The sequence below is a fragment of the Mesorhizobium sp. WSM4884 genome, assembly GCF_029625675.1.
Classification (GTDB): Bacteria; Pseudomonadota; Alphaproteobacteria; order Rhizobiales; family Rhizobiaceae; genus Mesorhizobium.
In genome coordinates, this window is record NZ_JARTVO010000001.1 from 480,895 (window position 1) to 505,857 (window position 24,963).

Annotated in this window: 25 protein-coding genes and 1 tRNA gene; 8 read left to right on the top strand and 18 right to left on the bottom strand. The window is 64.2% G+C overall.

Features of this window, described 5'->3' with window-relative positions:
• Positions 1-3 precede the first annotated feature (3 nt).
• Positions 4-1,173 carry an isobutyryl-CoA dehydrogenase gene (locus P9236_RS02185; RefSeq protein ID WP_278072953.1) on the bottom strand — a complete coding sequence of 390 codons (1,170 nt, stop codon included), beginning with the start codon at positions 1,171-1,173 and terminating at the stop codon, positions 4-6.
• Between the two features lie 139 nt (positions 1,174-1,312).
• Here P9236_RS02185 and P9236_RS02190 point away from each other — a divergent pair, with 139 nt between their 5' ends.
• Both P9236_RS02190 and P9236_RS02195 read left to right on the top strand, forming a co-directional pair.
• Positions 1,313-1,918: a dimethylsulfonioproprionate lyase family protein gene (locus P9236_RS02190; protein ID WP_278072954.1), complete on the top strand. Its 606-nt coding sequence runs from the start codon at positions 1,313-1,315 to the stop codon at positions 1,916-1,918.
• Positions 1,918-3,390 carry a cobyric acid synthase gene (locus P9236_RS02195; protein ID WP_278072955.1) on the top strand — a complete coding sequence of 491 codons (1,473 nt, stop codon included), beginning with the start codon at positions 1,918-1,920 and terminating at the stop codon, positions 3,388-3,390. Before P9236_RS02190 ends, P9236_RS02195 begins: the two co-directional genes overlap by 1 nt.
• 265 nt (positions 3,391-3,655) lie before the next feature.
• Here the strand turns inward: P9236_RS02195 and P9236_RS02200 are convergent, their stop codons facing one another.
• From P9236_RS02200 to P9236_RS02215, 4 genes are all read right to left on the bottom strand, one after another.
• Positions 3,656-4,075, bottom strand: a complete 420-nt coding sequence (locus P9236_RS02200) for a VOC family protein (protein ID WP_278072956.1) — start codon at positions 4,073-4,075, stop codon at positions 3,656-3,658.
• An 89-nt stretch (positions 4,076-4,164) separates the two neighbouring features.
• Entirely contained in the window at positions 4,165-4,998 is an 834-nt protein-coding gene (locus tag P9236_RS02205) for a helix-turn-helix domain-containing protein (protein ID WP_278072957.1), read from the bottom strand.
• A gap of 84 nt (positions 4,999-5,082) precedes the next feature.
• Positions 5,083-5,253: a hypothetical protein gene (locus tag P9236_RS02210; RefSeq protein ID WP_126093321.1), complete on the bottom strand. Its 171-nt coding sequence runs from the start codon at positions 5,251-5,253 to the stop codon at positions 5,083-5,085.
• 52 nt (positions 5,254-5,305) lie between these two features.
• Entirely contained in the window at positions 5,306-6,091 is a 786-nt protein-coding gene (locus P9236_RS02215; protein WP_278073057.1) for a TSUP family transporter, read from the bottom strand.
• Between the two features lie 107 nt (positions 6,092-6,198).
• Between P9236_RS02215 and P9236_RS02220 the strand changes: the two genes are divergently transcribed.
• Positions 6,199-6,630: a TerB family tellurite resistance protein gene (locus P9236_RS02220; RefSeq protein WP_278072958.1), complete on the top strand. Its 432-nt coding sequence runs from the start codon at positions 6,199-6,201 to the stop codon at positions 6,628-6,630.
• Between the two features lie 74 nt (positions 6,631-6,704).
• On the opposite strand, the gene P9236_RS02225 is transcribed toward P9236_RS02220, so the two are convergent.
• From P9236_RS02225 to P9236_RS02245, 5 genes are all read right to left on the bottom strand, one after another.
• Positions 6,705-8,327: a dipeptide ABC transporter ATP-binding protein gene (locus P9236_RS02225; protein WP_278072959.1), complete on the bottom strand. Its 1,623-nt coding sequence runs from the start codon at positions 8,325-8,327 to the stop codon at positions 6,705-6,707.
• Positions 8,324-9,193: an ABC transporter permease gene (locus tag P9236_RS02230; protein ID WP_278072960.1), complete on the bottom strand. Its 870-nt coding sequence runs from the start codon at positions 9,191-9,193 to the stop codon at positions 8,324-8,326. Before P9236_RS02230 ends, P9236_RS02225 begins: the two co-directional genes overlap by 4 nt.
• Positions 9,190-10,137 (bottom strand): ABC transporter permease, encoded by a 948-nt coding sequence (locus P9236_RS02235; protein WP_278072961.1) that lies wholly within the window; start codon positions 10,135-10,137, stop codon positions 9,190-9,192. The genes P9236_RS02230 and P9236_RS02235 overlap by 4 nt, the downstream gene beginning before the upstream one ends.
• 28 nt (positions 10,138-10,165) lie before the next feature.
• The gene (locus P9236_RS02240; RefSeq protein WP_278072962.1) at positions 10,166-11,644 is read right to left on the bottom strand and encodes an ABC transporter substrate-binding protein; all 1,479 of its coding nucleotides are present in this window, start codon (positions 11,642-11,644) and stop codon (positions 10,166-10,168) included.
• A gap of 116 nt (positions 11,645-11,760) precedes the next feature.
• Positions 11,761-13,038, bottom strand: a complete 1,278-nt coding sequence (locus P9236_RS02245; protein ID WP_278072963.1) for an acetylornithine deacetylase/succinyl-diaminopimelate desuccinylase family protein — start codon at positions 13,036-13,038, stop codon at positions 11,761-11,763.
• A gap of 272 nt (positions 13,039-13,310) precedes the next feature.
• Here P9236_RS02245 and P9236_RS02250 point away from each other — a divergent pair, with 272 nt between their 5' ends.
• Entirely contained in the window at positions 13,311-13,742 is a 432-nt protein-coding gene (locus P9236_RS02250; RefSeq protein ID WP_278072964.1) for a L,D-transpeptidase, read from the top strand.
• 83 nt (positions 13,743-13,825) lie between these two features.
• Here P9236_RS02250 and P9236_RS02255 read toward each other — a convergent pair whose 3' ends face one another.
• The 7 genes from P9236_RS02255 to P9236_RS02285 all read right to left on the bottom strand — a co-directional run bounded on the left by P9236_RS02255 (position 13,826) and on the right by P9236_RS02285 (position 20,591).
• A complete protein-coding gene (locus P9236_RS02255; protein ID WP_278072965.1) occupies positions 13,826-14,803 on the bottom strand; it encodes a lipid A biosynthesis lauroyl acyltransferase in 978 nt (325 codons plus the stop codon).
• 6 nt (positions 14,804-14,809) lie between these two features.
• A complete protein-coding gene (locus tag P9236_RS02260; RefSeq protein WP_278072966.1) occupies positions 14,810-15,838 on the bottom strand; it encodes a zinc-binding dehydrogenase in 1,029 nt (342 codons plus the stop codon).
• Positions 15,839-15,979: 141 nt separating this feature from the next.
• On the bottom strand, positions 15,980-17,251 hold the full coding sequence (locus P9236_RS02265) for a beta-ketoacyl-ACP synthase (RefSeq protein ID WP_278072967.1): 1,272 nt from the start codon (positions 17,249-17,251) through the stop codon (positions 15,980-15,982).
• Positions 17,252-17,268: 17 nt separating this feature from the next.
• Positions 17,269-18,456, bottom strand: coding sequence for a beta-ketoacyl-ACP synthase (locus P9236_RS02270; RefSeq protein WP_278072968.1), 1,188 nt, complete (start codon positions 18,454-18,456; stop codon positions 17,269-17,271).
• Positions 18,457-18,569: 113 nt separating this feature from the next.
• The gene (locus P9236_RS02275) at positions 18,570-18,851 is read right to left on the bottom strand and encodes an acyl carrier protein (protein WP_027167184.1); all 282 of its coding nucleotides are present in this window, start codon (positions 18,849-18,851) and stop codon (positions 18,570-18,572) included.
• A 177-nt stretch (positions 18,852-19,028) separates the two neighbouring features.
• Positions 19,029-20,174 carry a slipin family protein gene (locus tag P9236_RS02280; RefSeq protein ID WP_278072969.1) on the bottom strand — a complete coding sequence of 382 codons (1,146 nt, stop codon included), beginning with the start codon at positions 20,172-20,174 and terminating at the stop codon, positions 19,029-19,031.
• 349 nt (positions 20,175-20,523) lie between these two features.
• A tRNA-Ile gene (locus P9236_RS02285) sits at positions 20,524-20,591 on the bottom strand.
• 287 nt (positions 20,592-20,878) lie between these two features.
• Between P9236_RS02285 and P9236_RS02290 the strand changes: the two genes are divergently transcribed.
• Both P9236_RS02290 and P9236_RS02295 read left to right on the top strand, forming a co-directional pair.
• On the top strand, positions 20,879-21,160 hold the full coding sequence (locus tag P9236_RS02290; RefSeq protein ID WP_278072970.1) for a hypothetical protein: 282 nt from the start codon (positions 20,879-20,881) through the stop codon (positions 21,158-21,160).
• Positions 21,144-21,611, top strand: coding sequence for an SRPBCC family protein (locus tag P9236_RS02295; RefSeq protein ID WP_278072971.1), 468 nt, complete (start codon positions 21,144-21,146; stop codon positions 21,609-21,611). Before P9236_RS02290 ends, P9236_RS02295 begins: the two co-directional genes overlap by 17 nt.
• On the opposite strand, the gene P9236_RS02300 is transcribed toward P9236_RS02295, so the two are convergent.
• Positions 21,608-22,156, bottom strand: a complete 549-nt coding sequence (locus P9236_RS02300) for a histidine phosphatase family protein (protein ID WP_278072972.1) — start codon at positions 22,154-22,156, stop codon at positions 21,608-21,610. The genes P9236_RS02295 and P9236_RS02300 overlap by 4 nt on opposite strands.
• Positions 22,157-22,320: 164 nt before the next feature.
• Between P9236_RS02300 and P9236_RS02305 the strand changes: the two genes are divergently transcribed.
• Entirely contained in the window at positions 22,321-23,271 is a 951-nt protein-coding gene (locus P9236_RS02305) for an AEC family transporter (protein WP_278073058.1), read from the top strand.
• Between the two features lie 162 nt (positions 23,272-23,433).
• On the top strand, positions 23,434-24,891 hold the full coding sequence (locus tag P9236_RS02310) for an NAD-dependent succinate-semialdehyde dehydrogenase (protein WP_278072973.1): 1,458 nt from the start codon (positions 23,434-23,436) through the stop codon (positions 24,889-24,891).
• The last annotated feature ends 72 nt before the right edge of the window (positions 24,892-24,963 follow it).

A 24,963-nucleotide genomic window follows, 5' to 3' on the forward strand; every position in this document is an offset into this window, starting at 1 on the left:
TGCCTACTGCCTACCAATCAACGTCCGCGCGATGATGACGCGCATGATCTCGTTGGTGCCTTCCAGGATCTGGTGGACGCGCAGGTCCCGCACCAGCTTCTCGATGCCGTAGTCGTGCAGGTAGCCATAACCGCCATGCAGCTGCAGCGCGTCATTGGCGACGTCGAAGCCGATATCGGTGACGAAGCGCTTGGCCATCGCGGACCATTTGCCGGCGTCCGGAGCCTTGCGGTCGAGCTTCGAGGCGGCGGCATAGAGGAAGATGCGGGCGGCCTGCAACTCGGTCTCCATGTCCGCCAGCCTGAACTGCAGCGCCTGGAACTGATTGATCTTCGATCCGAATGCCTTGCGCTCGGCGGTGTAGGTGAGCGCCTTGTCGAGCGCCGACTGCGCGCCGCCCAGCGAACAGGCGGCGATATTGAGCCGGCCGCCGTCGAGCCCGGCCATAGCGATGCCGAAGCCCGCGCCTTCGGTCGCAAGCAGGTTCTCGGCGGGCACCTTGCAATCCTCGAAGATGACCTGGCGGGTCGATTGCATGTGCCAGCCCATCTTGTGTTCATTGGCGCCGAAGGAGAGGCCCGGCGCATCCTTGGGCACGACGAGGGTCGAAATGCCTTTCGGCCCGTCGCCGCCGGTGCGCGCCATGACGACATAGAGGTCGCTGTCGCCGGCGCCGGAAATGAACTGCTTGGCGCCATTGAGCACATAGTCGCCGCCGGTCTTGACCGCGCGCGTCTTCAGCGCCGCGGCATCCGAACCGGAGCCAGGCTCGGTCAGGCAATAGCTTGCCAGCCATTCCATCGAGGTCAGCTTCGGCAGGAAGCGCCGGCGCTGCTCGTCGCTGCCGAAGCGGTCGATCATCGAGGCCGCCATGTTGTGGATCGAAATGAAGGAGGAGAAGGCCGGATCGGCGCGGGCGAGCGCCTCGAAGATCAGCACGGCATCGAGGCGGCCGAGCGTCGAGCCGCCGACATCGTCCTTGATATAGATGCCGCCGAGGCCGAGCGGCCCGGTCTCGCGGATCACATCGGCGGGAAAGTGCTTCGCCCGGTCCCAATCGAGCGCGTTCGGCGCGACGCGGTCGGCCGCGAAGGCCTCGGCCATCTCCTGGATGGCGCGCTGCTCCTCGGTGAGTTCGAATTGGCCAGTGCCCGCATCGACTGCCGCGTCCATGGCGTGCTCCCTGTCGTTTCAGGCCCTTGTGGCCTGTCGTTTTTGGCTTTGCGCAGCGTTCAATCTAGACCAATGATGCCGCCGCGCAACCCGGCCCCCTGCGGACCGGCTGTGCATGGATTGATCAACGGAGCCTTGCGTGCCGACAATTTTCGACCGGTTGCTGGAGCGGTTCCACTTCTATCTGGCCGGTGTCGACAGCGATCTGGTCGCGGACGCCGTCGCGCGCATCAGTTGGAACATGCTGGCTCGTACGCTCGAACCGCGCGCGCTCGGCTGTCTTCGCTATCTCGATCGCATCGCCGAGCTTGCGCAGCCTCACAGCAAGCCGTTGGCGCGGTTCGTTGCCGATCATCGAGACGAGCTGCGCTGGGGGCAGACCTATACGGCCAGTGATTTCGGCCAAGCCTTCATCGACAGTTACGGTTGGCTGGAGGTGTTCGGCACGCGCGGGCACTTCGTCAATGATGAGGTCGCGGCCGGCCTGCTGATCCTGGGGCCCGGCATCGTCTATCCCGACCATCACCACATCGCCGAAGAGATCTATGTTCCGCTGACCGACGGCACCGAATGGCGCATGGGCGAGGGGGACTTCCACGTTCGTGCGGCCGGCGAGGTCATTCACCACGCGTCCAACGTCAGCCATGCCATGCGCACGGGCAAGGAGCCGCTCATGGCGCTCTATATCTGGCGTGGCGGACCGCTGGCGCAGAAATCGACGATCGGCTTGGAGGGCAGCAACTGATGGCAAAAGCGATCATGCTGCAAGGCACCGGCTCCGATGTTGGAAAGACTGTGCTGGTGGCGGGGCTCTGTCGTGCCGCCCAAAAGCGAGGCCTGAAGGTCAGGCCGTTCAAGCCGCAGAATATGTCGAACAACGCCGCCGTCGCCGATGTCCCCGGCGACAACAATGCCGGCGGCGAGATCGGCCGTGGGCAATGGCTGCAGGCGCTGGCCTGCGGGGTCCGGCCGACCGTGCACATGAACCCTGTGCTGCTCAAGCCGCAGAGCGACATCGGCTCGCAAGTGGTGGTGCAGGGCAAGGTGTTCGGCGAGGCGCGGGCGCGCGACTATCAGGCGATGAAGGCACGGCTGATGGACGCAGTGCTCGATTCCTGGGCGAAGGTCGGCGAGGGCGCCGATCTGGTCATCGTCGAAGGCGCCGGCTCGCCGGCCGAGATCAATCTGAGGAGCCGCGACATCGCCAATATGGGCTTTGCGACGCGCGCCAACGTGCCGGTGGTTCTGGTCGGCGACATCGATCGTGGCGGCGTCATCGCCTCCGTCGCCGGTACGCATCTGATCCTGCCGGAGGAAGACCGGCGCATGATTGCCGGATACCTCATCAACAAGTTCCGCGGCGATGTCTCGCTGTTCGACGATGGCATAAGCGCGATCGAGAAATTCACCGGGTGGCGTTGCTTTGGCGTAGTGCCGTGGCTGAAGGCTGCCGCGCGCCTGCCTTCGGAGGATTCGGTGGTGCTCGAGCGCCTCGCCTCCGGCGAGAAGCGGGCGCTGAAGGTGGCGGTGCCGATGCTGGCGCGCATCGCCAATTTCGACGATCTCGATCCGATCAAGGCCGAGCCGCAAGTCGAGGTGGTGTTCGTACCGCCGGGCAAGAAGCTGCCGGAGGACGCCGGGCTGGTGGTCATACCCGGCTCGAAGTCGACGATCGGCGACCTCCTGAAATTCCGCGAGAATGGCTGGGATCGTGACCTCGTCGCCCATCGCAAGCGCGGTGGCCATGTCGTCGGCATCTGTGGCGGCTATCAGATGCTCGGCCGCGTGGTGCGCGATCCAGACGGTATCGAAGGCAGTGTCACCGAAGCGGAAGGCCTTGGCCTGCTTGACATCGAGACGGTGATGGAGCCGGAAAAAACGGTGCGCAATTCAAGCGCCCGTTCGGTCCAGTTCGGCCTGCCGCTCGAAGGCTACGAAATCCATCTCGGCCGCACCACCGGTCCGGACACGGCGCGGCCGTCGGCGATCATCAACGGCGTCGAGGACGGCGCGGTCTCCGCCGACGGCAAGGTGATCGGCACCTATCTGCACGGGCTGTTTTCGGCGAATGCCTTCCGCGCCGCTTATCTCGAGAGCCTTGGCGTCAGAAGCGGCGGCGTCGACTACCGCGCCGAGGTCGAAAAGGCGCTGGATGAGGTCGCGGCCGAGCTGGAAGCGTATCTCGACTGTGATGCGATTTTTGCGTTGGCGCGGTAGGCCTCTCACCAACACGTCTGAGATCAGCGAAACGCTCATCGAGTCGTCATTCGATGGCGGAGCAAGGAGCGAAGCGACGCTCGCAGACCATAGAATCCATCCGTGACGTCGAGGCGTTGCAGCCGTGCAGAATTCTGCTCCGCTGCGCCCTTCGACCGAGGTCACGGAATGGATCCTCGGGTCTCCGCGACGGAGCTTCGCTCCTGCTCCGCCCGTGGATGACGAGTTCAGGCGCCTCGCCAATCGCCAACGTCAACGAGACGTCCTACCCCTTTTCCCCGGCCTTCGGCCAATAGGTGCCGAAGGACCAGACATTGCCTTCCGGGTCGAGGCAGATGAACTCGCGGCTGCCGTAGTCGCGGTCGACCAGCTCCTGGATGATTTTCGCACCCGCCTTTTTCGCCTTGGCATAGGCGGCGTCGGCGCTGTCTATGGCAATGTAGATCGACTTGCCGCCACCACCGCCCGGCTCGCCGACCATCTTGCCGTAGTCGTCGTCGCGGGCCGTGCCGAGCATGATCATCGAGGAACCGAAGGTCAGCTCGGCGTGATGGACGAGGTCGCCCTCGCCGTAGCGGGCGCGCACTTCAAAGCCGAAGGCCTCGCACAGCCAATCGATCATCTTGGCAGCGTTCCTGTAGCGCAGGGCAGGATAGATACGGGGTGCTTCGTTTGCCGCGGACATGACAATCTCCCTTGTGTCGGTTGATGAGAGCCAGTCTCGCCTGGGGCGGTTTCCGCGTCTTGAAGAAATGTTACCTACCCCTCGGCGGCCTAAGCCAGCGTGGCGAGCGTGGACGGCGTTTCGCCGGCGAGCTGGCGGAATTCGCGCACCATGTGCGCCTGGTCGGCATAGCCGCAATCGGCGGCGATGCCGGCCCAGTCGTCTTCCTGCCGCTTCGACAGCGAGAGCGCGTGGTTGAAGCGCACGATGCGCGACAATGTCTTCGGGCCTATGCCGATCGCGTCGGAGAATTTGGCCGCCCGATGCTTGCGGCTCCAGCCGATCTCTTCGGCGAGCGCCGAAATGCGGGTGCGGCCGCCCGATGCGATGACCGTCCGGTAGGCCCACGCGACTTCGGGCGAAAGCGGATTCGCCTCGGCAAGCCGGCTGGTCACGAATCCCTCGGCAATCGCAAAGCGCGCGTCCCAGTTCCGTGCTTCGCCCAGCCGTTCGCGCAACGCGATGCCTTCGAAGCCCAGCGCATCGTCGAGGTCGACCATGCGGTCCTTGAGCTCGCTCATCGGCAGGCCGAAGAATTGCCTGGCGCCGAGCGGGGTGAAATTGACCTGAACGCAGCAGGCGCCGCCGAAGGATTCGATCACGACAGGACCGGCATAGAGGCCCGCGGCGAAGCTGGCGAAACGATCGTTGTCGCCGGGATCGCGGCCGAGTCCGATGGCGAAGGCCTCGGCAAAACTGATCACCAACGGCACGGTAAGCGAGGCATATTCGACGATGCGGAAATGGCCGGGCCATATCTCCCGATAGCCGCAGATATCGGTGACAATGCCCGCGAGCACGGCGGTGGGCTTACGCCGGACCATCTCGAAATGGAGGGCGGGAGAGCGATTGTCCTGCCGATGGCGCTCTGTCTCGTCGGACATGGCTCAAGCCTAGCAGACCATGCTCCCGAATCAAAAGCGCCCGGCAGGACCGGGCGCTTCTAGTCGCAGGAGATCTGCGGGTCCTTATGCGCCGCGCATCAGACAGCCGGCGGCGAGCACGATGTAGGCGATGAGCATGATCCACACCGCCGCGAGAGGAATGAACGCAAGAAGGCCAAGAGCGGCGAGAAGGCCGATGATGGCGATGACCAACGAAATAATGAACACGATCTGGGTGGGCGCACTGAGATTCATGTCTGGTCCCTCCAACATGATTCGCAACACCCGAATTCTACCAGCAGGACCGTCACACACCAATTAGCTGGCGTAGGGGGTTGGCCGGGTCGGCAAGCAGCTTGATCGCCAGCGCCACACATACGATCACCAGCAGCGGCTTGATCAGTTTGGCGCCGATCCTGATGGCGAGGCTGGCGCCGACGCGTGCGCCGAGAAACTGCGCCACGCCCATCATCAGACCGATCTTCCAGTAAACGACGCCGACAGCGGCGAAGACGACGAAGCCGCCTATGTTGGAGGCGAAGTTGAGCAGCTTGGTGTGCGCCGTCGCCTTGAGCACGCCGTAACCGGCGAGCGCGACGAAGGCCAGCATGAGAAACGAACCCGTCCCCGGGCCGAACAGGCCGTCATAGAAGCCGATCGCCGGTACGATCGTCAGGCCGAACAGAAACGGAGACAGGCGCTCGGCACGATCGACATCGCCCATGTTGGGCTTGAACGCAAAATAGAGAGCGATGGCGATCAGCAGGACCGGCAACAGGGCACGCAGGAAGTCGCCGGGCACGACCGTCGCCAGCAGGGCGCCGATGGCGCCGCCGACGAGCGCCAGCAGCGCGGAGGGGAGTTGGCGACGCAGATCGACCTGACCGTTCGCGGCATAATGGATGGTGGCCGAGCCGGAGCCGAACATGCCCTGCAGCTTATTGGTGCCGAGTGCCGCGACCGGTGAGAAGCCCGCGAGAAGCAGCGCCGGAATCGTGATCAAGCCGCCGCCGCCGGCGATCGAATCGACAAAGCCCGCGGCGAAAGCGGCGGCGATCAGTATGAAGACGGACTGCAGGGTAAGGTCGATCATCGGGCTGGGGCGGGGCGAGGAGGGAGCCGCAGCTTCCATCACGCTTGCCCAGTTTGCGCAAGACCGATTCCACGCTAACAATCAGACGGAATCGCAAAGGGAGGCTGATGGCGATGGCGCTGCTCGATCAGATACGCTCGATCTTCGACGGCGACCCGGGCGTGCGCAAGGTGGCGGACGATCCGGTGCTGTCGGCGGAGCTTTTGATGCTGTTCCGCATGATCCTGGCCGACGGCTCGGTCTCCGAGAGCGAAATGATCGCCTTCCGGCGCATCTGCAGGGAAGCCTTCGGTATTCAGGAATCCTCTATCGACAGCGTCATCGAATATCTCAACGACTACGGCTACGAGACCAACGGCTCGCAGGCGATCGCGCTGTTCCGCGACCTCGACGTCGAGCGGCGCAAGCTGCTTGCGCGCCACATGGCCGAGATAGCCAAGGCCGACGCCAAGCTCGCTGAGAGCGAGGTCAAGCTTCTGCGCCGCACGCTCGATCTACTCGATATCAGCCCGGTCGATCTGGTCAAGCCGGAGGGCTGAGCGCGGCTGCCCGGCCGAGTCCCCGCCGCTTCGCGGCGTCCGGCGTTCGCTGTCGCGTTGCGCAAACCGGCTGCTCAACCCTGTTCATGCATGCGCCGCGCGATCGCGCGGTGAAGGTCTGGCGCCGCCGCGACCAACGCCCGAGCCGATTCAGAGCGAGGATTGTCGAGCACATCGCTGGTCCGGCCGCGCTCGACGATCTTGCCCTCATGCATGACCAGCACTTCATCCGACATGGCGCGGGCAACCGTCAGGTCGTGGGTGATGAAGAGATAGGCGATGCCGAGTTTCTGGTTGAGCTCGGCGAAAAGATCGAGGATCTGGGCGCGGATCGAGACATCCAGCGCCGAGACCGGCTCGTCGGCCACCACCAGCTTTGGGCGGGTGATGATGGCGCGGGCGATCGACAGGCGCTGGCGCTGACCGCCCGAGAATTCATGCGGGTACTTATCCATGTCGCGTGGGCCAAGCCCGACCTCATGCAGCGCATTCGCGACAATCTCGCGGCGCTCGGCTCTGGCCGGCTGCTTTTCCAGAAGGTGCAGCGGTTCGCCCACCAGCTTCTCGACCTTCTGGCGCGGGTCGAAGGAGCCGTAGGGGTCCTGGAAAACCACCTGCATGTCACGCCGGGCCGGCTTCAGCGCCGCCTCCGCCTTACCGCTGATGGTCTCGCCGCGAAAGCGGATCGCCCCTGCCGTCGGCCTGTCCAGCGCCAGGATCATGCGGGCAAGCGTGGATTTGCCGCAACCGGAGCGTCCGACGAGCGCAACAGACTGGGCGGGTTCGATGGTCAGCGAGACGTTGTCGACGGCGCGGACCGGCTCTGCTGGTCGGAACAAGGATTTGCGTCGGCCCGGATAATCGCGGCTGACGCCTTGGACCTCGAGCAGCGGCTTGGTCGAGCCGGCAAGATGGATCTTAGGCCGCGCCGGCACGTGCATGGAGGCCAGGGCCAACTCGCGGGTGTAGGGGTGGAACTGCTCCGACAGCGTGCGCGCGGTATCGCCGGCCTCCATCACCTCGCCTTGCCGCAGGATGGTCAGGCGATCGGCCATCTCGGTCACCACCGCGAGGTCGTGCGAGATGAGCAGCAGGCCCATGCGGTTTTCGCGCACGAGATCGCGCAGTAGGTCCAGGATCTGCGCCTGCAGCACCACGTCGAGTGCCGTCGTCGGCTCGTCGGCGATTAGAAGTTTCGGCTTCAGCGCGCAGGCAATCGCAATGACGACGCGCTGGCGCTGGCCGCCGGAGAGTTCGTGCGGGTAGCGTGACAGCGGGAATTTCGCTTCCGGCAGGCCGACCCGGTCGAGCATCTTTCGCGCATGTTCCTCGGCCTCGGCGCGGCCAGCCTTGGTGTGCCAACGAATACCCTCGGCCACCTGCTCGCCGATCGTCTTGACCGGATTGAGCGCCGTCATCGGCTCTTGGAAGACCATGCCGATGTCGTCGCCGCGCAGCGCGCACATCTGGTCCTCGCTCGCGGCCAGGAGGTCGATGCCGTCGAAAGTGACGCGTCCGTCGGTGCGCGCCAGATGCGGCAGAAGGCGCATGATGGTCAGCGCCGTCATCGACTTGCCGGAGCCGGATTCGCCGACCAGGCCGACCACCTCGCCGGGCCCGATTGCGAGCCCGACTTCCTTCAGGATCGGCGTCTTGCCGATGGCCAGCGACAGGTTCTCGATCTCGAGCAGGCTCATCGCTGCCGCCGCGATTTCGGGTCGAGGATGTCGGCGATGCCGTCGCCGAGCAGGTTCAGCCCGAGCACGGTGACGACGATCGCCATGCCGGGAAAGATCGCCATCCAGGGCGCCGTCACCATGCGCGTCTGGGCGTCGAACAGCATGCGCCCCCAGCTCGGCATCGGCGGCTGCGCGCCGAGACCAACGTAGGAGAGGCCGGCTTCCGCAAGGATGCCGAGCGCAAACTGGATCGTGCCCTGGACCAGCAGCAGCGTCGCGATGTTGGGCAGGATGTGCTCGATGGTGATATGCGTCATGCCCTTGCCGGCGGCGCGCGCAGCAAGGATGAACTCGCGCGGCCAGATCGCCAGGCCACCCGCGCGAGCGACGCGGGCGAAGACCGGGATGTTGAAGATGCCGATGGCGATGATGGCATTGACGGCGCCGGGGCCGAAGATGGCGGTGATCATGATCGCCGAAAGCAGCGCCGGGAAGGCGAAGACGAGGTCGTTGACGCGCATCAGCGCCTCGTCGGCAATGCCGCCGCGCGCGGCGGCGAAAGCGCCGAGCGGCACGCCGACGCCCATGCCGATGCCGACCGCCACCAGCGCCACGGCGATCGAGTTGCGGGCGCCGACCATGATCATCGACAGGATGTCGCGACCGAAGTGATCAGTGCCGAACCAGTGCGTCGGCGACGGCGCCTGCGTCTTGTCGGCGATCACCAGCTTGGTCACGTCATAGGGCGTCCAGCCGAAGGACAGCAGCGCGACCGCGGCGACGAGCAGGGTGATCGCGAAGCCGATAAGGAACGAGCGGTTGCGGAAGGCTTTGGCCAGAGCCCCGGCAAGGGTTTCCTCGGGCAACTCAACGCGCGTCGTCATTGCCGGCCTCTAAGCCGCGGATCGACGACGGCATAGGAGAAGTCGACCAGCAGGTTGACGGCGATCACGGCGGCGACCAAGAGCATCACGACGCTCTCGACGACGATCAAGTCGCGCTGGGTGATGGCCTGGAACACCAGCCGGCCGAGACCAGGCAGATAGAAGACATTCTCGATGATGATGGTGCCGGCGAGCAGGAAGGCGAATTGCAGGCCGAGGATGGTGAGCACCGGTATCATGGCATTGCGCAGCGCGTGGCGCCAGAGCACGGCGCGGTAGGGCAGGCCCTTGGCGCGGGCGGTGCGGATATAGTCTTCGCTGAGCACCTCGATCAGTGCCGAGCGGGCGACCCGCGCGAGGATCGCCGCTTGCGGCAGGGCCAACGCGAAGGCAGGCAGCAGCAGCGACTTCAGCGCCGGCCAGATGCCGGCGCTCCAGCCGGGAAAGCCGCCGGCCGGCACCAGCCGCAGCCACACGGCGAAGAGGTAGATCAGCATCAGGGCGAACCAAAAGTTCGGCACGGCGACGCCGAGCTGCGCGGCGCCCATCGCAAGCGCGTCGCCGGCCCCCCCCTGCCGGCTGGCCGAAAACACGCCGACCGGAATGGCTATGACGGTCGAGAGCGTCAGCGCGACCAGCGCCAGCGGCAGGGAAACGACGACGCGCTCACGCACAAGGTCGATGACGGGAACCGAGTAGGTGTAGGAGCGACCGAAATCGAGGCTGAGCAGCCCGCCCGCCCAGTGCAGGTAACGCAGGACAAGCGGCGCGTTCAGCCCCATCTGGTTGCGCAGCAGCTCGACCTGGTCGGCGCCGGCGTTGAAGCCCAGCATCAGGCGCGCGGGGTCGCCGGGCAGGATTTCCATCACCACGAAGACCACCATCGAGGCCAGCACCAGCGTGATGGCCGCGATGATGAGGCGCTTTACGAGGTAGACGGTCATGGGAGGCGATCAGGCGATCGCGCCAGCCTCAATCCGCCCACTTCACCTTGGTGAGGTCGTTGGCCTGGATCGGCGCGTTCTCCCACAGGCCCTGCAGCTTGGCGTCCCAGACCCCGACCTTCGGCAGCTCGTAGAGGAAGCCGACCACGGCGTCGTCGGCGAGGATCTTCTGCGCTTCGCCGAGCAGTTCCTTGCGCTTGGCTTCGTCGGAGGTCAGGTTGAGGTCGGCGATGATCTTGTCGAAGGTCGGATTGTCGTAGTTGAAGTAATAGTCCTTGCGGGAATAGATATCGATGTCGTTCGGCTCGGTGTGGGACACGATCGTGAGGTCGTAGTCCTTCTTGGTGAAGACCTGGTCGAGCCATTGCGCCCATTCGACCGGAATGATCTCCAGGTCGATGCCGACCTCGCGCAGTTCGGAGGCAATGATCTCGCCGCCAAGCCGCGCATAGGAAGGCGGCGGCAGCTTCAGCGTCGCCTTGAAGCCGTTTTCGAGACCGGCCTCCTTCAGCAGTTCCTTGGCTTTGTCGACGTTGTGCGGATAGAGGCCGGTGAGGTCGACATAGTCCTTGTTGGCCGGCGACATATGCGAGCCGATCGGCACGCCGAGACCGGCCGAGGCGCCGTCGATGATCGCCTTGCGGTCGAGCGCGAAGGAGATCGCCTGTCTGACCTGCAGCTTGTCGAAGGGCGGCTTCTTGTTGTTGATCGAAAGAATCGTCTCGCCTTCGGTGGAGCCGATCACGACCTTGAAACGCGGATCGCCCTTGACCTGGGAAACGCTGTCGGGATCGAAGAAGGGAAAGGCCTGGATGTCGCCGGAAAGCAGTGCCGGCACGGCGGCGGCGGCGTCAGGCACGATGCGGAACTCGACCTTGTCGAGCGCAACGGGGGCGCCCCAGTAGCTGTCCGACTTCACCAGCGAGATCGACGAGCCCTTGGCCCAGTTCTGGAACTTGAAGGGGCCGGTCCCAATCGGCTTTTCCTTGTTGGTGTCGGCGGATTTCGGCGACACGATCACCGCGTCGCCCCAGCCCATGTTGTAGAGGAAGGAGCCCTGCGGGTTCTTCAACGTCACCTTGACGGTGGCTGGATCGACGACGTCGACCTTGTCGATCTGCGCGAACAGCCCTTTCTGGGCGTTGACCGAATTGTCGGCGCGAGCGCGGTCTAGGGAGAATTTCACGTCGTCGGCGCTGAAGTCGCTGCCATCGTGGAACTTCACGCCGGTGTGAAGCTTGAAGGCGTAGGTCTTGCCGTCATCCGAGATGGTCCAGCTTTCGGCGAGGTCGGGCAGAACCTCGCCGTTGGGGCCAATGCGGGTGAGGCCTTCGAACACGTTGGCATAGAGCACCTCGTCGATCGCGGCGGCCGCGCCCGCGGTCGGATCGAGATGCGGGGGTTCGAGCGGAATGCCGATGACGAGGTCGGTGCGCGCGGCAAACGCCGACGTGGCGGCGGCAAACGACATCACGGCTGCGGCAAAAATGGTCTTCCACAATTTCATCGCTGAACTCCCATTGCTCAAAATATGCTCAAGCCAGCGGATAGAAGCGTGATTTGGCCCGGGAGTAAATTGCGTTTCGTGCTGCCGGGCCGCGCCAAGGGAAATGTTTTTCCGGATCAACCGGTCGCACCGCGCAGCAGCACGTTGAGGCCGATCGCCATCACCTTGGCCGATTCCACCATGTCGGCGATGCCGACCCATTCGTCCGGCCGATGGGCAAGATCGAGAATGCCTGGGCCATAGGCGATGCAGTCGTAGATATGGCCGATGCGGGCGACATGCTTCTGATCGTAGGTGCCGGGCGAAATCACATAGTCGGGCTCGCGGTCGAAGACCTCCATGATGCCTTGTGCGACAGCCTTCACCACCGGTGCGTCGCGCTCCGTCATCAGCGGCAGAACTTCCATCAGGTCGCGGATCTCGTAGTCGAACTTCTTCCGCTCGCGCTTCAGCCGTTCGAGGATGCCCGTGACTTCGCCCTTGACGGCGGCGAGTTCCTCCTCGAGCAGGAAGCGGCGGTCGATGGTCAGCCGGCAGGAATCGGGAACATTGGGCGAGGGCAGGCCCGGCCTGAAATCCTCGGTCTGGCCGCCATGGATGGAATTGATGTTCATGGTCGAGCGCCGGGCGCCCTCTGGCACCACCGGCATGCGGGTCATCTTGCGGTCGAGCGCCGGGAACAGCTCGTCCTCGAAGGCCTGCAGTACGGCGCCCATATGGCGCACGGCGTTGTCGCCGAGGAACGGCATCGAGCCATGCGCGATCTCGCCCTTGGTCTCGATCTCGGCCCACCAGACGCCGCGATGGCCAAGGCAGATGCGATCCTTGTTGAGCGGCTCGGGAATGATGACGTGGTCGACCTTCGGCCTGGAGAAGTAGCCCAGCTTCGCCAGATGCGCGACGCCGCCGAAGCCGCCGGACTCCTCGTCGACGGTGCCTGAAATCTCGATGGCGCCGGAGAAGTCGGGATAGACCTCCATGAACGCTTCCGCGGCGATGACGGAGGCGGCGAGCCCGCCTTTCATGTCGCAGGCGCCGCGGCCGTAAACCCGGCCGTCCTTTACCAGGCCGGCAAAGGGATCGACGGTCCAGCCTTCGCCCGCTTCGACCACGTCGATATGCGAATTGAAGTGTACGCAACCACCGGGCGAGCGGCCGTCGAAACGGGCGACGACATTGACGCGCGGGTAGCGGTCGGTGTCGCCGGGCGTGCCCTCGGCGCGAATGAACTCGGTCTCGAAGCCGAGCTTTTCCAGCCGCGCGCCAAGATACTCGGCGCACGGCCGGTAGGCCTCGCCGGGGGGATTGACGGTCGGAAAGCGGATCAGGTCGGCGGCAAGCGCGACCAGGTCGTCGACCCGGTCGTCGACGGCCCGAAGGAGTCGTTCATTCATCCGACGGATTGAAGAAGCAATGCCGCGGTTTTGCAAGCCGCCTGTCGCTCACCGTCAAACAATAATCGGCCAAGCAATGATCCGGGCAGGCTCAAAAGGTTAAACCGTCGAGAGTGCGTGCCGTGTTGGCAACCATGGCGGGAAAATCATTCAAATTCGCCGCACCGGATTGGCGGTTTCGTCAACGAGTGTGTGGTACTTAACGCACCTGCCGGCAAAATGATGGAAAAGAACCACGTGATGGCAAGGGGCAATCGAAGGGGTTTGATCGCATGAAGAAGTCCGTTCTCATGGCAGCCGTGCTGGCAACCGCGCTGCTTGGCACATCTTTTGCCGGCCGGGCGGCCTCGCTGGTCGCCAACATCGACGTTTCCACGCAGACGATGACCGTCAGCAAATATGGCCAGGTGCTCTACCGCTGGAACGTATCGACCGCGCGCAAGGGCTACTTCACGCCGCGCGGCAGCTACCGGCCGCAATGGACTGCGCGGATGTGGTACTCGCGCAAGTACGACAATTCGCCGATGCCGTATTCAGTGTTCTTCCACGGCGGCTACGCCATCCACGGCACCGGCGCGGTGAAATATCTCGGGCGGCCGGCCTCGCATGGTTGCGTGCGCCTGCACACGGCCAACGCCGCGACCTTCTACGCGATGGTTAGGGAAGTCGGCTACGGCAATACGCGGATCGTCGTGACCAACTGATCCGGTCTGGACAGCCGGTTAGGGGAGTTCATCGTTTCACGGAAACGCTGAACTGCCCTAACTATCTGTTTTTACGCAATTGTCTATCTTGCCTGCCCGCGCTTGCGCCGGCGGCCGCTCATCTCCCAGCGCTTGTGGAACCACATCCACTGTCCGGGATCCTCGCGCACCCAGCGCTCGACGACGTCGCCGAGCAGCTGGGTGGTGGCGTGGACGTCGACAATGCCGCCTTCGGTGCGCGGCAGGGTCAGCTTGTCTTCGATCTCGAGGCGGAACCGGTTTCCCGGCAACCTGACGCAGCGGGCCGGATAGACATCGCAGTCATAGTGGCGGGCGAGCATGCCCAGCACCGGATTGCTTTGGCAGGGGCGGCCGAAGAAGGTCGTTTCGACGCCGTTCGTGAATTTCTGATCGACCAGCACGCCGATATTGCCGCCGTTTTCGAGAATGGAGGCAAGGGCGAACGATGCCCCCGTCGAGGAGGGCAGCAAGCCTCCCATCGTCGAGCGGCGTGTCGAATGGATGTAGTCGGCGAGGTATGGATTGTTAGGCGGGCGAAACAGCGCCGTGATGTTCATGCCGAAGGTGGCGGCCGCCACCGGCAGCAGTTCGAAATTGCCGAGATGTCCAGTAAACAGGATATGCGGCTTCTTCTCACCGGCGATCGCGACGAAATGGTCGATGCCGCGGACCTCGACCCGGCCCGGCTCGATGGCGTTAGGATCGAAGTCGAACAAAGCATCGAGGAAGATATACTCGGCCGCCAGGCGAGCCATGTTGCCCCACATGTCGGACGCAATGGCCTCGATCTCGGCATCACTCTTTTCCGGATAGGCGAGGCGCAGATTGTTGACCGCCACCCTATGCCGCCCGACCAGAGGCCCAATGCGGCGGGCGACGCGGTCGGCGAAGTTGAGCGCGCTGTCCGGTGGCAAAAGCCGCAGTAGGCCGATCATCGTCATGGCAAGCCGCGCGACCAGCCAGTGCTCCATCTGGCGCAGCCGCCGGCCGTAGCGGAACATGAAGTCCCGACGGGCTTTCTTGAGCACCTTGCCGACCATCTTGTCCTAGGAAACGCGCAGGATGATCTTGCCGAAGACGTCGCGGCCTTCCATGCGCTTCAGCGCAGCGTCGATGTCGTCGAAGCCGACCTCCGTATCGATGACCGGGGCGACAAGGCCGGCCGCCATCTTCTGCATCGCATCGGCCATGTTCTCCATGCGGCAGCCGAAGGAGCCGAGCAGTTTCAGTTGCTGCTGGAAAAGCTGCATCAGGTTGACTTGCGTCGACACGCCGGACGTCGAGCCGCAGGTGACGAGACGCCCGCCGCGCTTCAAGGACAGCATCGAGCCGGCAAAGGTATCGGCGCCGACATGCTCGAACACGACATCGACGCCCTTCTTCTTCGTCAGCTTGCGCACGACGCCTTCGAAACGGTCCTCGCGGTAGTTGATGACATGGTCGGCGCCAAGCGCCTTCGCCTTGTCGATCTTGTCGTTTGAGCCGACCGTGGTGATGACCGTGCAGCCCATGCGCTTCGCCAGCTGGATGGCGGCGGTGCCGATGCCCGAGCCGCCGGCATGGACGAGGATGGTCTCGCCCGGTTCCAGCTTCGCGTTGTCGAACAGCATGTGCTCGACCGTGCCGAAGGTGACGGGCGCGACGGCGGCGCCGATTTCGGTGACCCCAGGGGGCGCGGGCACCAGGAGGCGGGCGGGCAGGTTGATCTTTTCCTGAGCGAAGCCGTCGAGATGAAAACCGTGGACGCCGGACACATGCTCGCAGAGATTGTCGCGGCCTTCCCGGCAGGCGCGGCAAAGCCCGCAGGTGCGCGCGCCGTAAATCGACACCAACTGACCCGGCAGAAGGTTGGAGACACCTGGTCCGACCGCCTCGACTTCACCGGAGGCCTCGGCGCCGACGACCAGCGGCAGCTTGCGCTTGGCGAAGGCCATGCCGCGCCAGCCCCAGACGTCGATATGGTTGAGCGCCACCGCCCTTATGCGGAGCGTCACTTCGCCTAGCGATGGCGGCGGAGGAGGCGGCAGGTCCACCGTTTCAAGGCGGCGGTCCTCGATAAGTTGCAATGCGCGCATTTGGCCTGTCGGTACTGTGGAAGCGGAAAAACGTCCGCTAAAGCGCGTCGCGCAGAAACGGATTCATGCGACGCGCTTTAACTCTTTGTTTTGATGCATGTCGTTCTCCCAAAACCGCTGCGCACTTTTGGGCGACATGCATTAGACCGGTTCCCGCGCCATGACAAGGCAGGTGTTCTGGCCGCCGAAGCCGAAGGAATTCGACAGGACCGTGCCGACTTCGGCGTTGCGCTTCCTGTTCGGCACGACATCGAGCACGATTGCGGGATCGGGATTGTCGTAATTGATCGTCGGCGGAATGACGCTTTCGCGCATCGTCATCAGCGAGAATGCGGCCTCGACCGCGCCGGCGGCCGATAGCGTGTGGCCGATCATCGACTTGTTGGACGAGATCGGCATCGAGCCGATCCGCTCGCCGAAGACGGTCGACAGCGACAGATGCTCCATCTTGTCGTTTTCCGGCGTCGAGGTGCCGTGCGCGTTGACGTAGTCGATCTCGTCTTCGCTGAGGCCCGCATCGGCAAGGGCGGCGCGCACCGCGGCGATCGCCGGCGAAGCGTCGGGTTTGGAACGGGTGCGATGGAAATCGTCGGCCTTTTCGCCACAGCCGCGCATGATGCCGAGGATGGCCGCGCCGCGGGCAAGGGCGGCCTCCAGCGACTCCAGCACCAGCGCGCCGGAGCCTTCGGCAAGGACGAAGCCGTCGCGATCCTTGGAGAAGGGTTTTGACGCTTTCTCGGGAATAGCGTTGTGGGTGGAGAGCGCCGAGAGCAACGAGAAGCGGATCAACGCCTCGGCCGTGGCTGAACCGTCGGCGCCGATCGACAGCGCCTTGTCGCACTCGCCGCGCCGGATCGCCTCGACGCCAAGCTGGATGGCGGTAGCGCCCGAAGCGCAAGCGGTCGACAGCGTGATCGGCAGGCCACGCGTGCCGAAGCGGTCGGCCAGGCGGTCGGCGATCGAGCCGAACTGCGTGGTCTCGAAGATGTCGAGCTCCTTCAACGCGCGGGCCACGCGCAGCAATCTCTCCGAACCGCTTTCCTTCTTGTCGGAATTGTAGAGCGAGAAGCGGTCGGCCCAATCGAGCTCGACCGGCGGTGAGGCGAGGAACAGCGGTCCGCCGAAATCGCCGGAATCGAGGCCTGCCTCCGACACCGCCTCCTGGGCCGCCGTCTCGGCCAGCTCGTAGGTGAGGGGGCTCGCACCCTTGGAGCTCGACGGCAGAAAATCGACCATGCCGGAGATGCGGGTGTTGAGGTGATCGACCGGAAAGCGGGTGATCGGATGGATGCCGGATCTGCCTGAGGTCAGCGCCGCCCAGTTATCGGTCTTGCCGACGCCCAGCGAGGTGACGACGCCGATGCCGGTCACGGCAACGATCGGCCTGCCCATGTGATCGCGGAGATTGGCCATGTTTTTATTGCCTCGCTCTAAGCGGCTTTGATCAGCCCTAGGCCTTCGAATTGGTGATAGCCGATCGCCGTTGCAAGGACGGTCGTGGGGGCGCCTTCGAATGGCCGCTCGGCGGTGGCATCGAAGGCAGGATAACCGGCCTTGCGATCGACGGCGAGCGCGGCGAGCGCCACGGCGAAGGGGAACTGCGCTTCCTTCATGTGGCCAGTAAGCGTCGAGAAGGCGCGCACGGCAAGCGCCGGGTTGGCGTCGAGCGTCGCCTTTTCGGCCGCCGTGGCGGCATGGGCGCCCGAGGCGCCGGAAATGGTCAGCAACGCGCCATCGGGCAAAGCCGCCTGCTTGAGCAGCGCGGCGATTTCGGCATTCAGCTCGCCGCGCCGGCGCCTGGCCCGGCCGGAAACCACGGGACCGAGCTCGGCGTAGATCTTGCGACCGCGGCTCATTGCGTGCTCGCGCTGTTCGAGCACCAGGAAGGCGCCGCCCGAGCCGGTGACCACGCCGCCGCCTTCCGCCCCCTGCCGCTGCCAGACCGGCCTCCAGGGACCGCGATGCAGATAGCCGGCGAGCTCATAGCCCAGCAGCATGTCGGAATGTTCGGTCTGGAACGCGCCGCCGACCAGCACATGCGTCGACTGGCCGGAACGGATGCGCGCGGCGGCCGTCTCGACGGCCGAGACGCCGGCGCCTTCCTCGCCCATGAAGGTGCGGGACGAGCCGGTGACCTTGTGCACGATCGAGATGTTGCCGGCGAGCAGGTTCGAAAGCTGGGCGAGGAACAGCGTCGGCCGCAATTCCGTGGTCAGCTTCTCGTTGAGCAGCACGTCGCGGTCGTTGCGGCTCTCGGAAGCCGCCAGGATCGCGCCGTCGACAGCCTCGTCGCGCTCGCCGCCGCCGGCCGCCACCACCATGTCCATGGTCGTGCTGAGCTCGTCATTGCCCTTGATGCCGGCATCGTCCAGCGCCTGGCCGGCAACATAGGTGCCAAGCCGCTGCCAGGTTTCCATCTGGCGCTGGTCGCCGCGCTTGGCGATCTGCAGGTTCCAGTCGATCTCGGGCAGGGGGTGGATGGTGTAGGGAGCGAAGCGGGTCGCATCGAGCACCGGCTCGACACCCGGCCGGGTCAGCTTCTGCCAATGCGCGTCCGGACCTTCTCCCAGCGAGGAGACAAGGCCGATGCCGGTGATGACGACGTCGTGGGAATTCATAAGCGGCCGTTGTGGGTCGGGTTGCTTCCGATTTTGCGCATGATCCTTTCCGAAAATCGTTGCCGATTTTCGGGGTGATGCGCTGGGCACAGCAAGACCACGCGCGGGCCGTCTCAGGCGGCCTTGGCCGCGACCAGCGCGTCGATCTTGGCGCAAAGGTTCTTCATGACGAAGTAATCGTCGGTCGAGGCCTTGCCGTCATTGACCTCCTGAGTCCACTTCTCGAGCGGTACCTTGATGCCGAATTCCTTGTCGATGGCAAAGACGATGTCGAGGAAATCGAGGCTGTCGATACCGAGATCGTCAATGGTGTGGCTTTCGGGCGTGATGGTGTCGATATCGATCTCGCTGGTGTCGGCAATGATCTTGGCGACTTTCTCGAACGTCGTGGACAAGGGCTCTTCCTTCGGTTGCGGGCGGAATCTGTCCGCATCTTGTTTGGGCGCTGTCTAATCGGTTTTTCCGGGCAGGAAAAGGCCGAATGCACGGCGCGCAGATGGGATGCCGGCTTTCGGAACGCAAGAAGGGCCGCCGGTCGGCCCGGTGGCCCTTCCCGTTAACCTTAAGTCAGCTCAGCTCTCGCGGAGCTTGACCAGGTCGTTGAGCAGCCCGCCCGTACCGTTGTGGACGGTCAGGCGCTCAATCTTGCCGGCGATTGCTTCGAGAGCCTCGAGCTCCTTCAGCCGCAGCATCACCGGGTGCTCGGCCATCACCTTGGCCGTGTTGAGCAGCGAACGCGTGGCGTTCGTCTCCTCGCGGCGGCGGATGACGTTGGCCTCGGCCTGCTTCTCGGCCGAAACCACCTGGTTGAGGATTTCGCGCATCTCGCCCGGCAGGATGACATCCTTGAGCGCGATATCGCTGACCTCGAGGCCGATCGCGGCCATGTCGGCCCGGACCTTGGCCGCCGCCTCCTCGTCGACCGTCACCTTCTTGTCGAGGATCTGGTCGAGCGTGAGCGCGCCAAGCGTCTTGCGGAAGGCGTACTGCAGGGCGCGGTAGAGGGCTTCCGAGAAGTCCTTGACCGTGCTCACCGCCGTCACTGGATCGACAACCCGGTATTCGGCGGCGATGTTGACGCGGATCGTCACGCGATCCTTGGTCAGCATTTCCTGTCCGGCGACATCAAGCGACTGCCGCTTGAGGTCGACGACCTTCACCTGGACCATGCGCCCGACGTTCCAGAAGGCGTGCACGCCCGCGGCAAGCGCGCGGGTGTAGACGCCGTCCACGAACAGCAGCCCGACCTGGCCGTCCACGACCGGATGCAGGAACATGTGTTCCGTCTTCCGGGCCTGGCCGATCCGGCGCATCAAGGCCGGATCGACGGCCAGATCGGCCGCCGTGTCGACGGATGTCACCTTCCACGGGCCGGCATCCGTCCACAGCACGAGCTTGCGGTCCGGAACGAGAACGGCATGGAGGACGCCGTCGCGCTCGATGACGGCAATGTCGGTGCGCCCGGTGCGAACGACCGTGAAGTGACGCGCGGCCACATCCGGGAGCTTGTCGAACAATGCCTTCTCGTACGCGGAAACGAATTCCGGGTTCTTCAGGTCATGCCTGGAGACTTCCAGGTTGCCGCGCCGGCTGGCGAGCCAATGTTCGCCCGGCATCAGGACAGCCTGGATCTCGCCCTTGTAGAGGGCGACTGCACGTTCGTTTTCCTTCACGAGGACGCGCTGGCGTCCAAGAAGCTTTTCGAGAATGGTCTTCATTGTCTTCACTCCTGTCGGGCATGGCCCCATGCGAGGCGTCACGTCATGCGTCGATCGTCCTTTCGTTTCTCGTTTCAACTCCCGGCACGAATGATCCGGAGACCGGTGGCATCGCCAAGCGGCGGGCTTTCGGGAGCGGATCGCGGGGCGGCAAAGCGGGCGCCGAAGGCCGTAGCCTCCTTTGCGGGGATTGCCGCGCCTTGATCGTCACCGCGGCCTGGCCGCGAGCCGACGGCGCAGGACATCGCCGTCCGGCGGGGCCGAAGTCCTGCCGTTCATGAAGTCCTCGCATTCCGGTCCCCGGACCGTTTTGGATAACACCACCTGAAGGTGTCGGCCTTTCAGGCCGTTGGAGAAGGATTCGAACCTTCGACAGTCAGATTATGAGTCTGATGCTCTAACCAATTGAGCTATCCGTGTCGTGGGTGTGGGAATCGAACCCTGCCTCCGGACCCAAATCCGGCGCTCTCCATGAGCTACACCCCGCAAGTCCCAACACTCCGAAACGGCGCCGTACACAACGCGGCAAAGCCGTCTGCGCGGGCGGAGGCGAAAGCTCCAACCGTTGTGCTCGTTTCGGTTTTCGTGACCGGGAGCGCGCCTTTAGACCCTGCGACGGGTTGTCGCAAGCGGCATTGTTGCGGCGGATTCGCGGCTTCTTTCGGTTGTTGCATTTCGGCAACGATTGCATGTACCGATGTACCATGGTACGAAAGGCCATGACTGTAGAACGTGTTCAGACCGGGGTTCGCCTGGAAAAGAGGTTGGTGAAGGTACTCAAGGCGCTCGCCGAGCATCGCGACATCAGCCTTGGCGATCTCATCGAGGGCATCGTGCTGCATGCTTTCGAAGGCCAGGCGCCGTTCTCGCCAGAAACCTTGGAAACGATTGATCAGCTGAAGCGCATCTACGGGCTGGAGCTCGGCGCGGCAGACAGCCATCGCCTGGTGGAAACGATTGCGAAAGCCGATGACGAACCATCTTGAGCGCAGCCACAGCATTTTCCTTGCCGGACCGGTCGAACGCGTCTTCCCGTTGTTCACGCCGATCGGGGAAACGTTGTGGGTCGACGGCTGGGATCCGGAGTTTCTGCATCCGCAGGATGGGGAGACGCGCCGTGGCATGGTCTTCCGGACCAGCCATGGCGACGAGACCACGCTCTGGGCCTGCACGGATTGGGAGCCTGAGGCGCATCGAGTACGCTATGCCAGGGTGACGCCGGATTCGCGTTTCGGTTTTGTCGAGGTGGCCTGCCGCCAGGCCGGCACCGGAGGTACACAGGTGTCGATCGCCTATACGCTCACAGCGTTGAACGAGGCGGGACGGTCATATCTGTTCGAGCTGACGGAGGATGCGTTCGAGCGCATGATCGAAGGCTGGAAGGTCCGCATCGACGCATGGCTGCTGAAGAATGCGTCGGCCAACCTGGCCAGCTAAAACGTGACGCGGCCAAGCACCTTGAGGCCGTCGCCCTCCGGCGCCACGACCACGGCTTCGCCCTCGCGCGGCGCAATCCCGGTGAGCGCCTCGATGTTTTCCAGATGCGTGACCAGCACGAGATTGTCGGAACCGGAATAGCCGCGGATCTCCTTCATCACCGCCTCCAGCTGGGCAGCTTTCTCAGCCGGATCGGTCTTGAGCAGGTCGAGCGGCGCGAATGGCTCCGGTTCGGCCTCGAAAGCGATGCGGGCGGTGTCGAGGCAGCGGCAGTAGCGGCTGGAGAGCACGCGCTCGATCGGGGCAGCGCGCGCCGCGAAGAGGGCGCCGATGCGGCTTGACTGCTGCTTGCCGCGTTCCGACAGGTTGAGCTGGGTGGCGCAATTGCCGATGTCGAAATTCGCCGGGTCGGTATTGCCGGTGACGAAGGCATGGCGAAGCAGCACGACATGGCCGCCATCGCGCAGCAGCGCCCAGCCCGCGTCGGTCGCGTGGGCGAGCGTAGGAACAGCAAGCAGGAAAAGCGCCAGGGTAAGTCGCAGCATCAGAAGTCCTTGAGACGGCCCGAGAGACCCCGGGTCCGGTTGGCATATAGGAATCGCAAAGCGAGCCGAAAGACAAGCTGAGGACCCGGCGGATGGGGAAGGCGGCCCCGATTGCACCGCGATCGGAGCTCGCCTATGACGAGAAAAATGTCCCCGCCCCGAAAATGACCCCGCTCACCGAAACCGTCCTCTTCGTATTCAGCCTCGTCGCGCTCGGCTATCTGGCCGGGTTCGCCGGTTATCTGAGGCCGGCAAGCGGCGAGGGCATTTCCGAATTCGCAGTCAACGTGGCGATGCCGCTGCTGTTGTTCCAGACGATGGTGAAGTCCGATTTCCACGGCGTGGCGCCGTGGTCGCTGTGGGGCGCCTATTTTGCGGCGGTCGCCGTCACCTGGACCGCCGGTCATCTGGTCACGACACGCGTCTTCGGCCGGGACGCCCGTGCCGGCGTCGTCGGCGGTGTTTCCTCGGCTTATTCCAATGTCGTGCTGCTCGGCGCCCCCTTCATCCTCGGCATTTTCGGTCGGAGCGGCTTCGAGGTGCTGTCGCTGCTGGTCTCGGTTCACCTGCCGATCATGATGATGGCCTCGATCGTGCTGTTTGAGATGTTCGGCCGCGGCGGCGACGAGCAAGTGCATCCACTGCGCGTTATCGGGAATTTTCTCAGGCGGCTGTTTGTCAATCCGCTGATCATCGGCATTCTGGCGGGGCTCGCCTGGCGCTTCACCGGCGCGCCGCTGCCGGCGCTGATCGGGAGGCTGGTCGACGCGCTGGCCAATACGGCCGGACCGGTTGCGCTGTTCGCGATGGGTCTCAGCCTGCGCCGTTTCGGCATTTCCGGCAACGTCCGGCCGGCGCTCGCGCTGTCGGTACTGAAACTCTTCCTGATGCCGGCCTTGACGCTCTTCCTGGTCTGGCTGCTCGGCCTGCCGCCGCTGACGGCAAAGGTGGCGGTGGTGGTGGCGGCGCTGCCCTCCGGCATCAATTCCTATCTCATCGCCGTCCAGTTCAGCACCGGCCAGGCGCTGGCCTCGAACCAGATGACAATCGCCACCGCGAGCGCGGTGCTGACCACGTCCTTCTGGCTGACGGTGGTTGTCCACGTCTTCGGCTGACAGGGGCAGGCGCTCGCTTTTGCTGGCCCAACCCCTATATGCCATCTTGTGATTGCTTGCAGGGCTTTCCCTAGGTAAGAGCAATGCGCCAGCGTGCGGCCACGCACGCCCATCGAATATCCAGAAAAACGGCCGATCAGCGCGCCGAACGGAGGCCAGACCATGCTTCAGAAAACCAGCCATTTCATGCGCCAGGCCAATCTCATCAACGGCGAATGGGTGCAGGCCGACAGCGGCCAGACCATCGACGTCAACAACCCGGCCACGGGCCTCAAGATCGGTACGGTGCCGAAGGCCGGCAAGGCCGAAACCCGCCGCGCCATCGAGGCCGCCGAGGAAGCCTTCAAGACCTGGCGCAAGACCACCGCGCTCGAACGTTCGAAGCTCTTGCGCAAGCTGCATGACGCCATGATGGACAATCAGGACGTTCTGGCCGAGCTGCTCACCATCGAGCAGGGCAAGTCGCTGTTCGAGTCCAAAGGCGAGATCGGCTCGGCCGCGAGCTATATCCTCTGGTTCGCCGAGGAAGGCCGGCGTGTCTATGGCGACATCGTGCCGTCGCCGTGGGGCGACCGCCGCATCCTGGTGACCAAGGAGCCGGTCGGCGTCATCGCCGCCATCACGCCCTGGAATTTCCCGTCCTCGATGCTTGCCCGCAAGATCGGCCCAGCGCTTGCCGCCGGCTGCACGACCGTGGTCAAGCCGGCTTCGCAGACACCTTATTCGGGCCTCGCCTGGGGCGCTCTGGCCGAAGAGGTCGGCTTCCCCAAGGGCGTCATCAACATCCTGACCGGCTCGGCCGGCGAGATCGGCGACGAGCTCTGCACCAATCCGCTGGTCAAGAAGATCACCTTCACCGGCTCGACCGAAGTCGGCAAGATCCTGATCCAGAAGTCGGCCTCGACGGTCAAGAAAGTGTCGATGGAACTCGGCGGCAATGCGCCGTTCCTGGTCTTCGACGACGCCGATGTCGATCGTGCGGTCGTCGGCGCCATCACCGCCAAATACCGCAATTCCGGCCAGACCTGCGTCTGCACCAACCGCTTCCTCGTGCAGGCCGGCATCTACGACAAGTTCGTCGAAAAACTCGCCGCCGCCAGCAACAGTCTGAAGGTCGGCTCCGGCCTGGAGGAAGGCGTGCAGCAGGGACCGCTGATCGACGAGAAAGCGGTGGAGAAGGTCGAGGAACTGATTGCCGATGCGACGTCGAAGGGCGGCAAGATCGTCGCCGGCGGCAAGCGCCACGCGCTCGGCGGCTCGTTCTTTCAGCCGACGGTGATTGCGGAAGCCACGCCGAAGATGCGCTTCATGAAGGAAGAGATCTTCGGACCGGTCGCGCCGGTGTTCAAGTTCGAGACCGAGGAAGAGGCGATCGCTCTGGCCAACGACACAGAGTTCGGCCTCGCCTCCTATTTCTACACGGGCGATCTCGGCCGCGCCTTCCGGGTGATGGAAGGTCTGAAATACGGCATGGTCGGCGTCAATGAAGGGCTGATCACCACGCCCGAGGCGCCGTTCGGCGGCGTCAAAGAATCCGGTCTCGGCCGCGAAGGCGGGCATCAGGGCATCGAGGACTATCTCGACACCAAATATGCCTGCTTCGGCGGCCTCGGCCTCTGACAACCATCCATGGAGCAGGGCAGGCGGATTGGCCTGCCCTTGCCGGACGAGACGCAGCCGGCCTAAATCCAC

Bases quoted from the DNA above. Each gene is read 5' to 3' on its own strand.
- P9236_RS02185 (WP_278072953.1), bottom strand. From the start codon at position 1,173: ATGGACGCGGCAGTCGATGCGGGCACTGGCCAATTCGAACTCACCGAG.
- P9236_RS02195 (WP_278072955.1), top strand. From the start codon at position 1,918: ATGGCAAAAGCGATCATGCTGCAAGGCACCGGCTCCGATGTTGGAAAG.
- P9236_RS02200 (WP_278072956.1), bottom strand. From the start codon at position 4,075: ATGTCCGCGGCAAACGAAGCACCCCGTATCTATCCTGCCCTGCGCTAC.
- P9236_RS02205 (WP_278072957.1), bottom strand. From the start codon at position 4,998: ATGTCCGACGAGACAGAGCGCCATCGGCAGGACAATCGCTCTCCCGCC.
- P9236_RS02210 (WP_126093321.1), bottom strand. From the start codon at position 5,253: ATGAATCTCAGTGCGCCCACCCAGATCGTGTTCATTATTTCGTTGGTC.
- P9236_RS02215 (WP_278073057.1), bottom strand. From the start codon at position 6,091: ATGATCGACCTTACCCTGCAGTCCGTCTTCATACTGATCGCCGCCGCT.
- P9236_RS02220 (WP_278072958.1), top strand. From the start codon at position 6,199: ATGGCGATGGCGCTGCTCGATCAGATACGCTCGATCTTCGACGGCGAC.
- P9236_RS02225 (WP_278072959.1), bottom strand. From the start codon at position 8,327: ATGAGCCTGCTCGAGATCGAGAACCTGTCGCTGGCCATCGGCAAGACG.
- P9236_RS02230 (WP_278072960.1), bottom strand. From the start codon at position 9,193: ATGACGACGCGCGTTGAGTTGCCCGAGGAAACCCTTGCCGGGGCTCTG.
- P9236_RS02235 (WP_278072961.1), bottom strand. From the start codon at position 10,137: ATGACCGTCTACCTCGTAAAGCGCCTCATCATCGCGGCCATCACGCTG.
- P9236_RS02240 (WP_278072962.1), bottom strand. From the start codon at position 11,644: ATGAAATTGTGGAAGACCATTTTTGCCGCAGCCGTGATGTCGTTTGCC.
- P9236_RS02245 (WP_278072963.1), bottom strand. From the start codon at position 13,038: ATGAATGAACGACTCCTTCGGGCCGTCGACGACCGGGTCGACGACCTG.
- P9236_RS02250 (WP_278072964.1), top strand. From the start codon at position 13,311: ATGAAGAAGTCCGTTCTCATGGCAGCCGTGCTGGCAACCGCGCTGCTT.
- P9236_RS02255 (WP_278072965.1), bottom strand. From the start codon at position 14,803: ATGGTCGGCAAGGTGCTCAAGAAAGCCCGTCGGGACTTCATGTTCCGC.
- P9236_RS02260 (WP_278072966.1), bottom strand. From the start codon at position 15,838: ATGCGCGCATTGCAACTTATCGAGGACCGCCGCCTTGAAACGGTGGAC.
- P9236_RS02265 (WP_278072967.1), bottom strand. From the start codon at position 17,251: ATGGCCAATCTCCGCGATCACATGGGCAGGCCGATCGTTGCCGTGACC.
- P9236_RS02270 (WP_278072968.1), bottom strand. From the start codon at position 18,456: ATGAATTCCCACGACGTCGTCATCACCGGCATCGGCCTTGTCTCCTCG.
- P9236_RS02280 (WP_278072969.1), bottom strand. From the start codon at position 20,174: ATGAAGACCATTCTCGAAAAGCTTCTTGGACGCCAGCGCGTCCTCGTG.
- P9236_RS02290 (WP_278072970.1), top strand. From the start codon at position 20,879: ATGGTACGAAAGGCCATGACTGTAGAACGTGTTCAGACCGGGGTTCGC.
- P9236_RS02295 (WP_278072971.1), top strand. From the start codon at position 21,144: ATGACGAACCATCTTGAGCGCAGCCACAGCATTTTCCTTGCCGGACCG.
- P9236_RS02300 (WP_278072972.1), bottom strand. From the start codon at position 22,156: ATGCTGCGACTTACCCTGGCGCTTTTCCTGCTTGCTGTTCCTACGCTC.
- P9236_RS02305 (WP_278073058.1), top strand. From the start codon at position 22,321: ATGACCCCGCTCACCGAAACCGTCCTCTTCGTATTCAGCCTCGTCGCG.
- P9236_RS02310 (WP_278072973.1), top strand. From the start codon at position 23,434: ATGCTTCAGAAAACCAGCCATTTCATGCGCCAGGCCAATCTCATCAAC.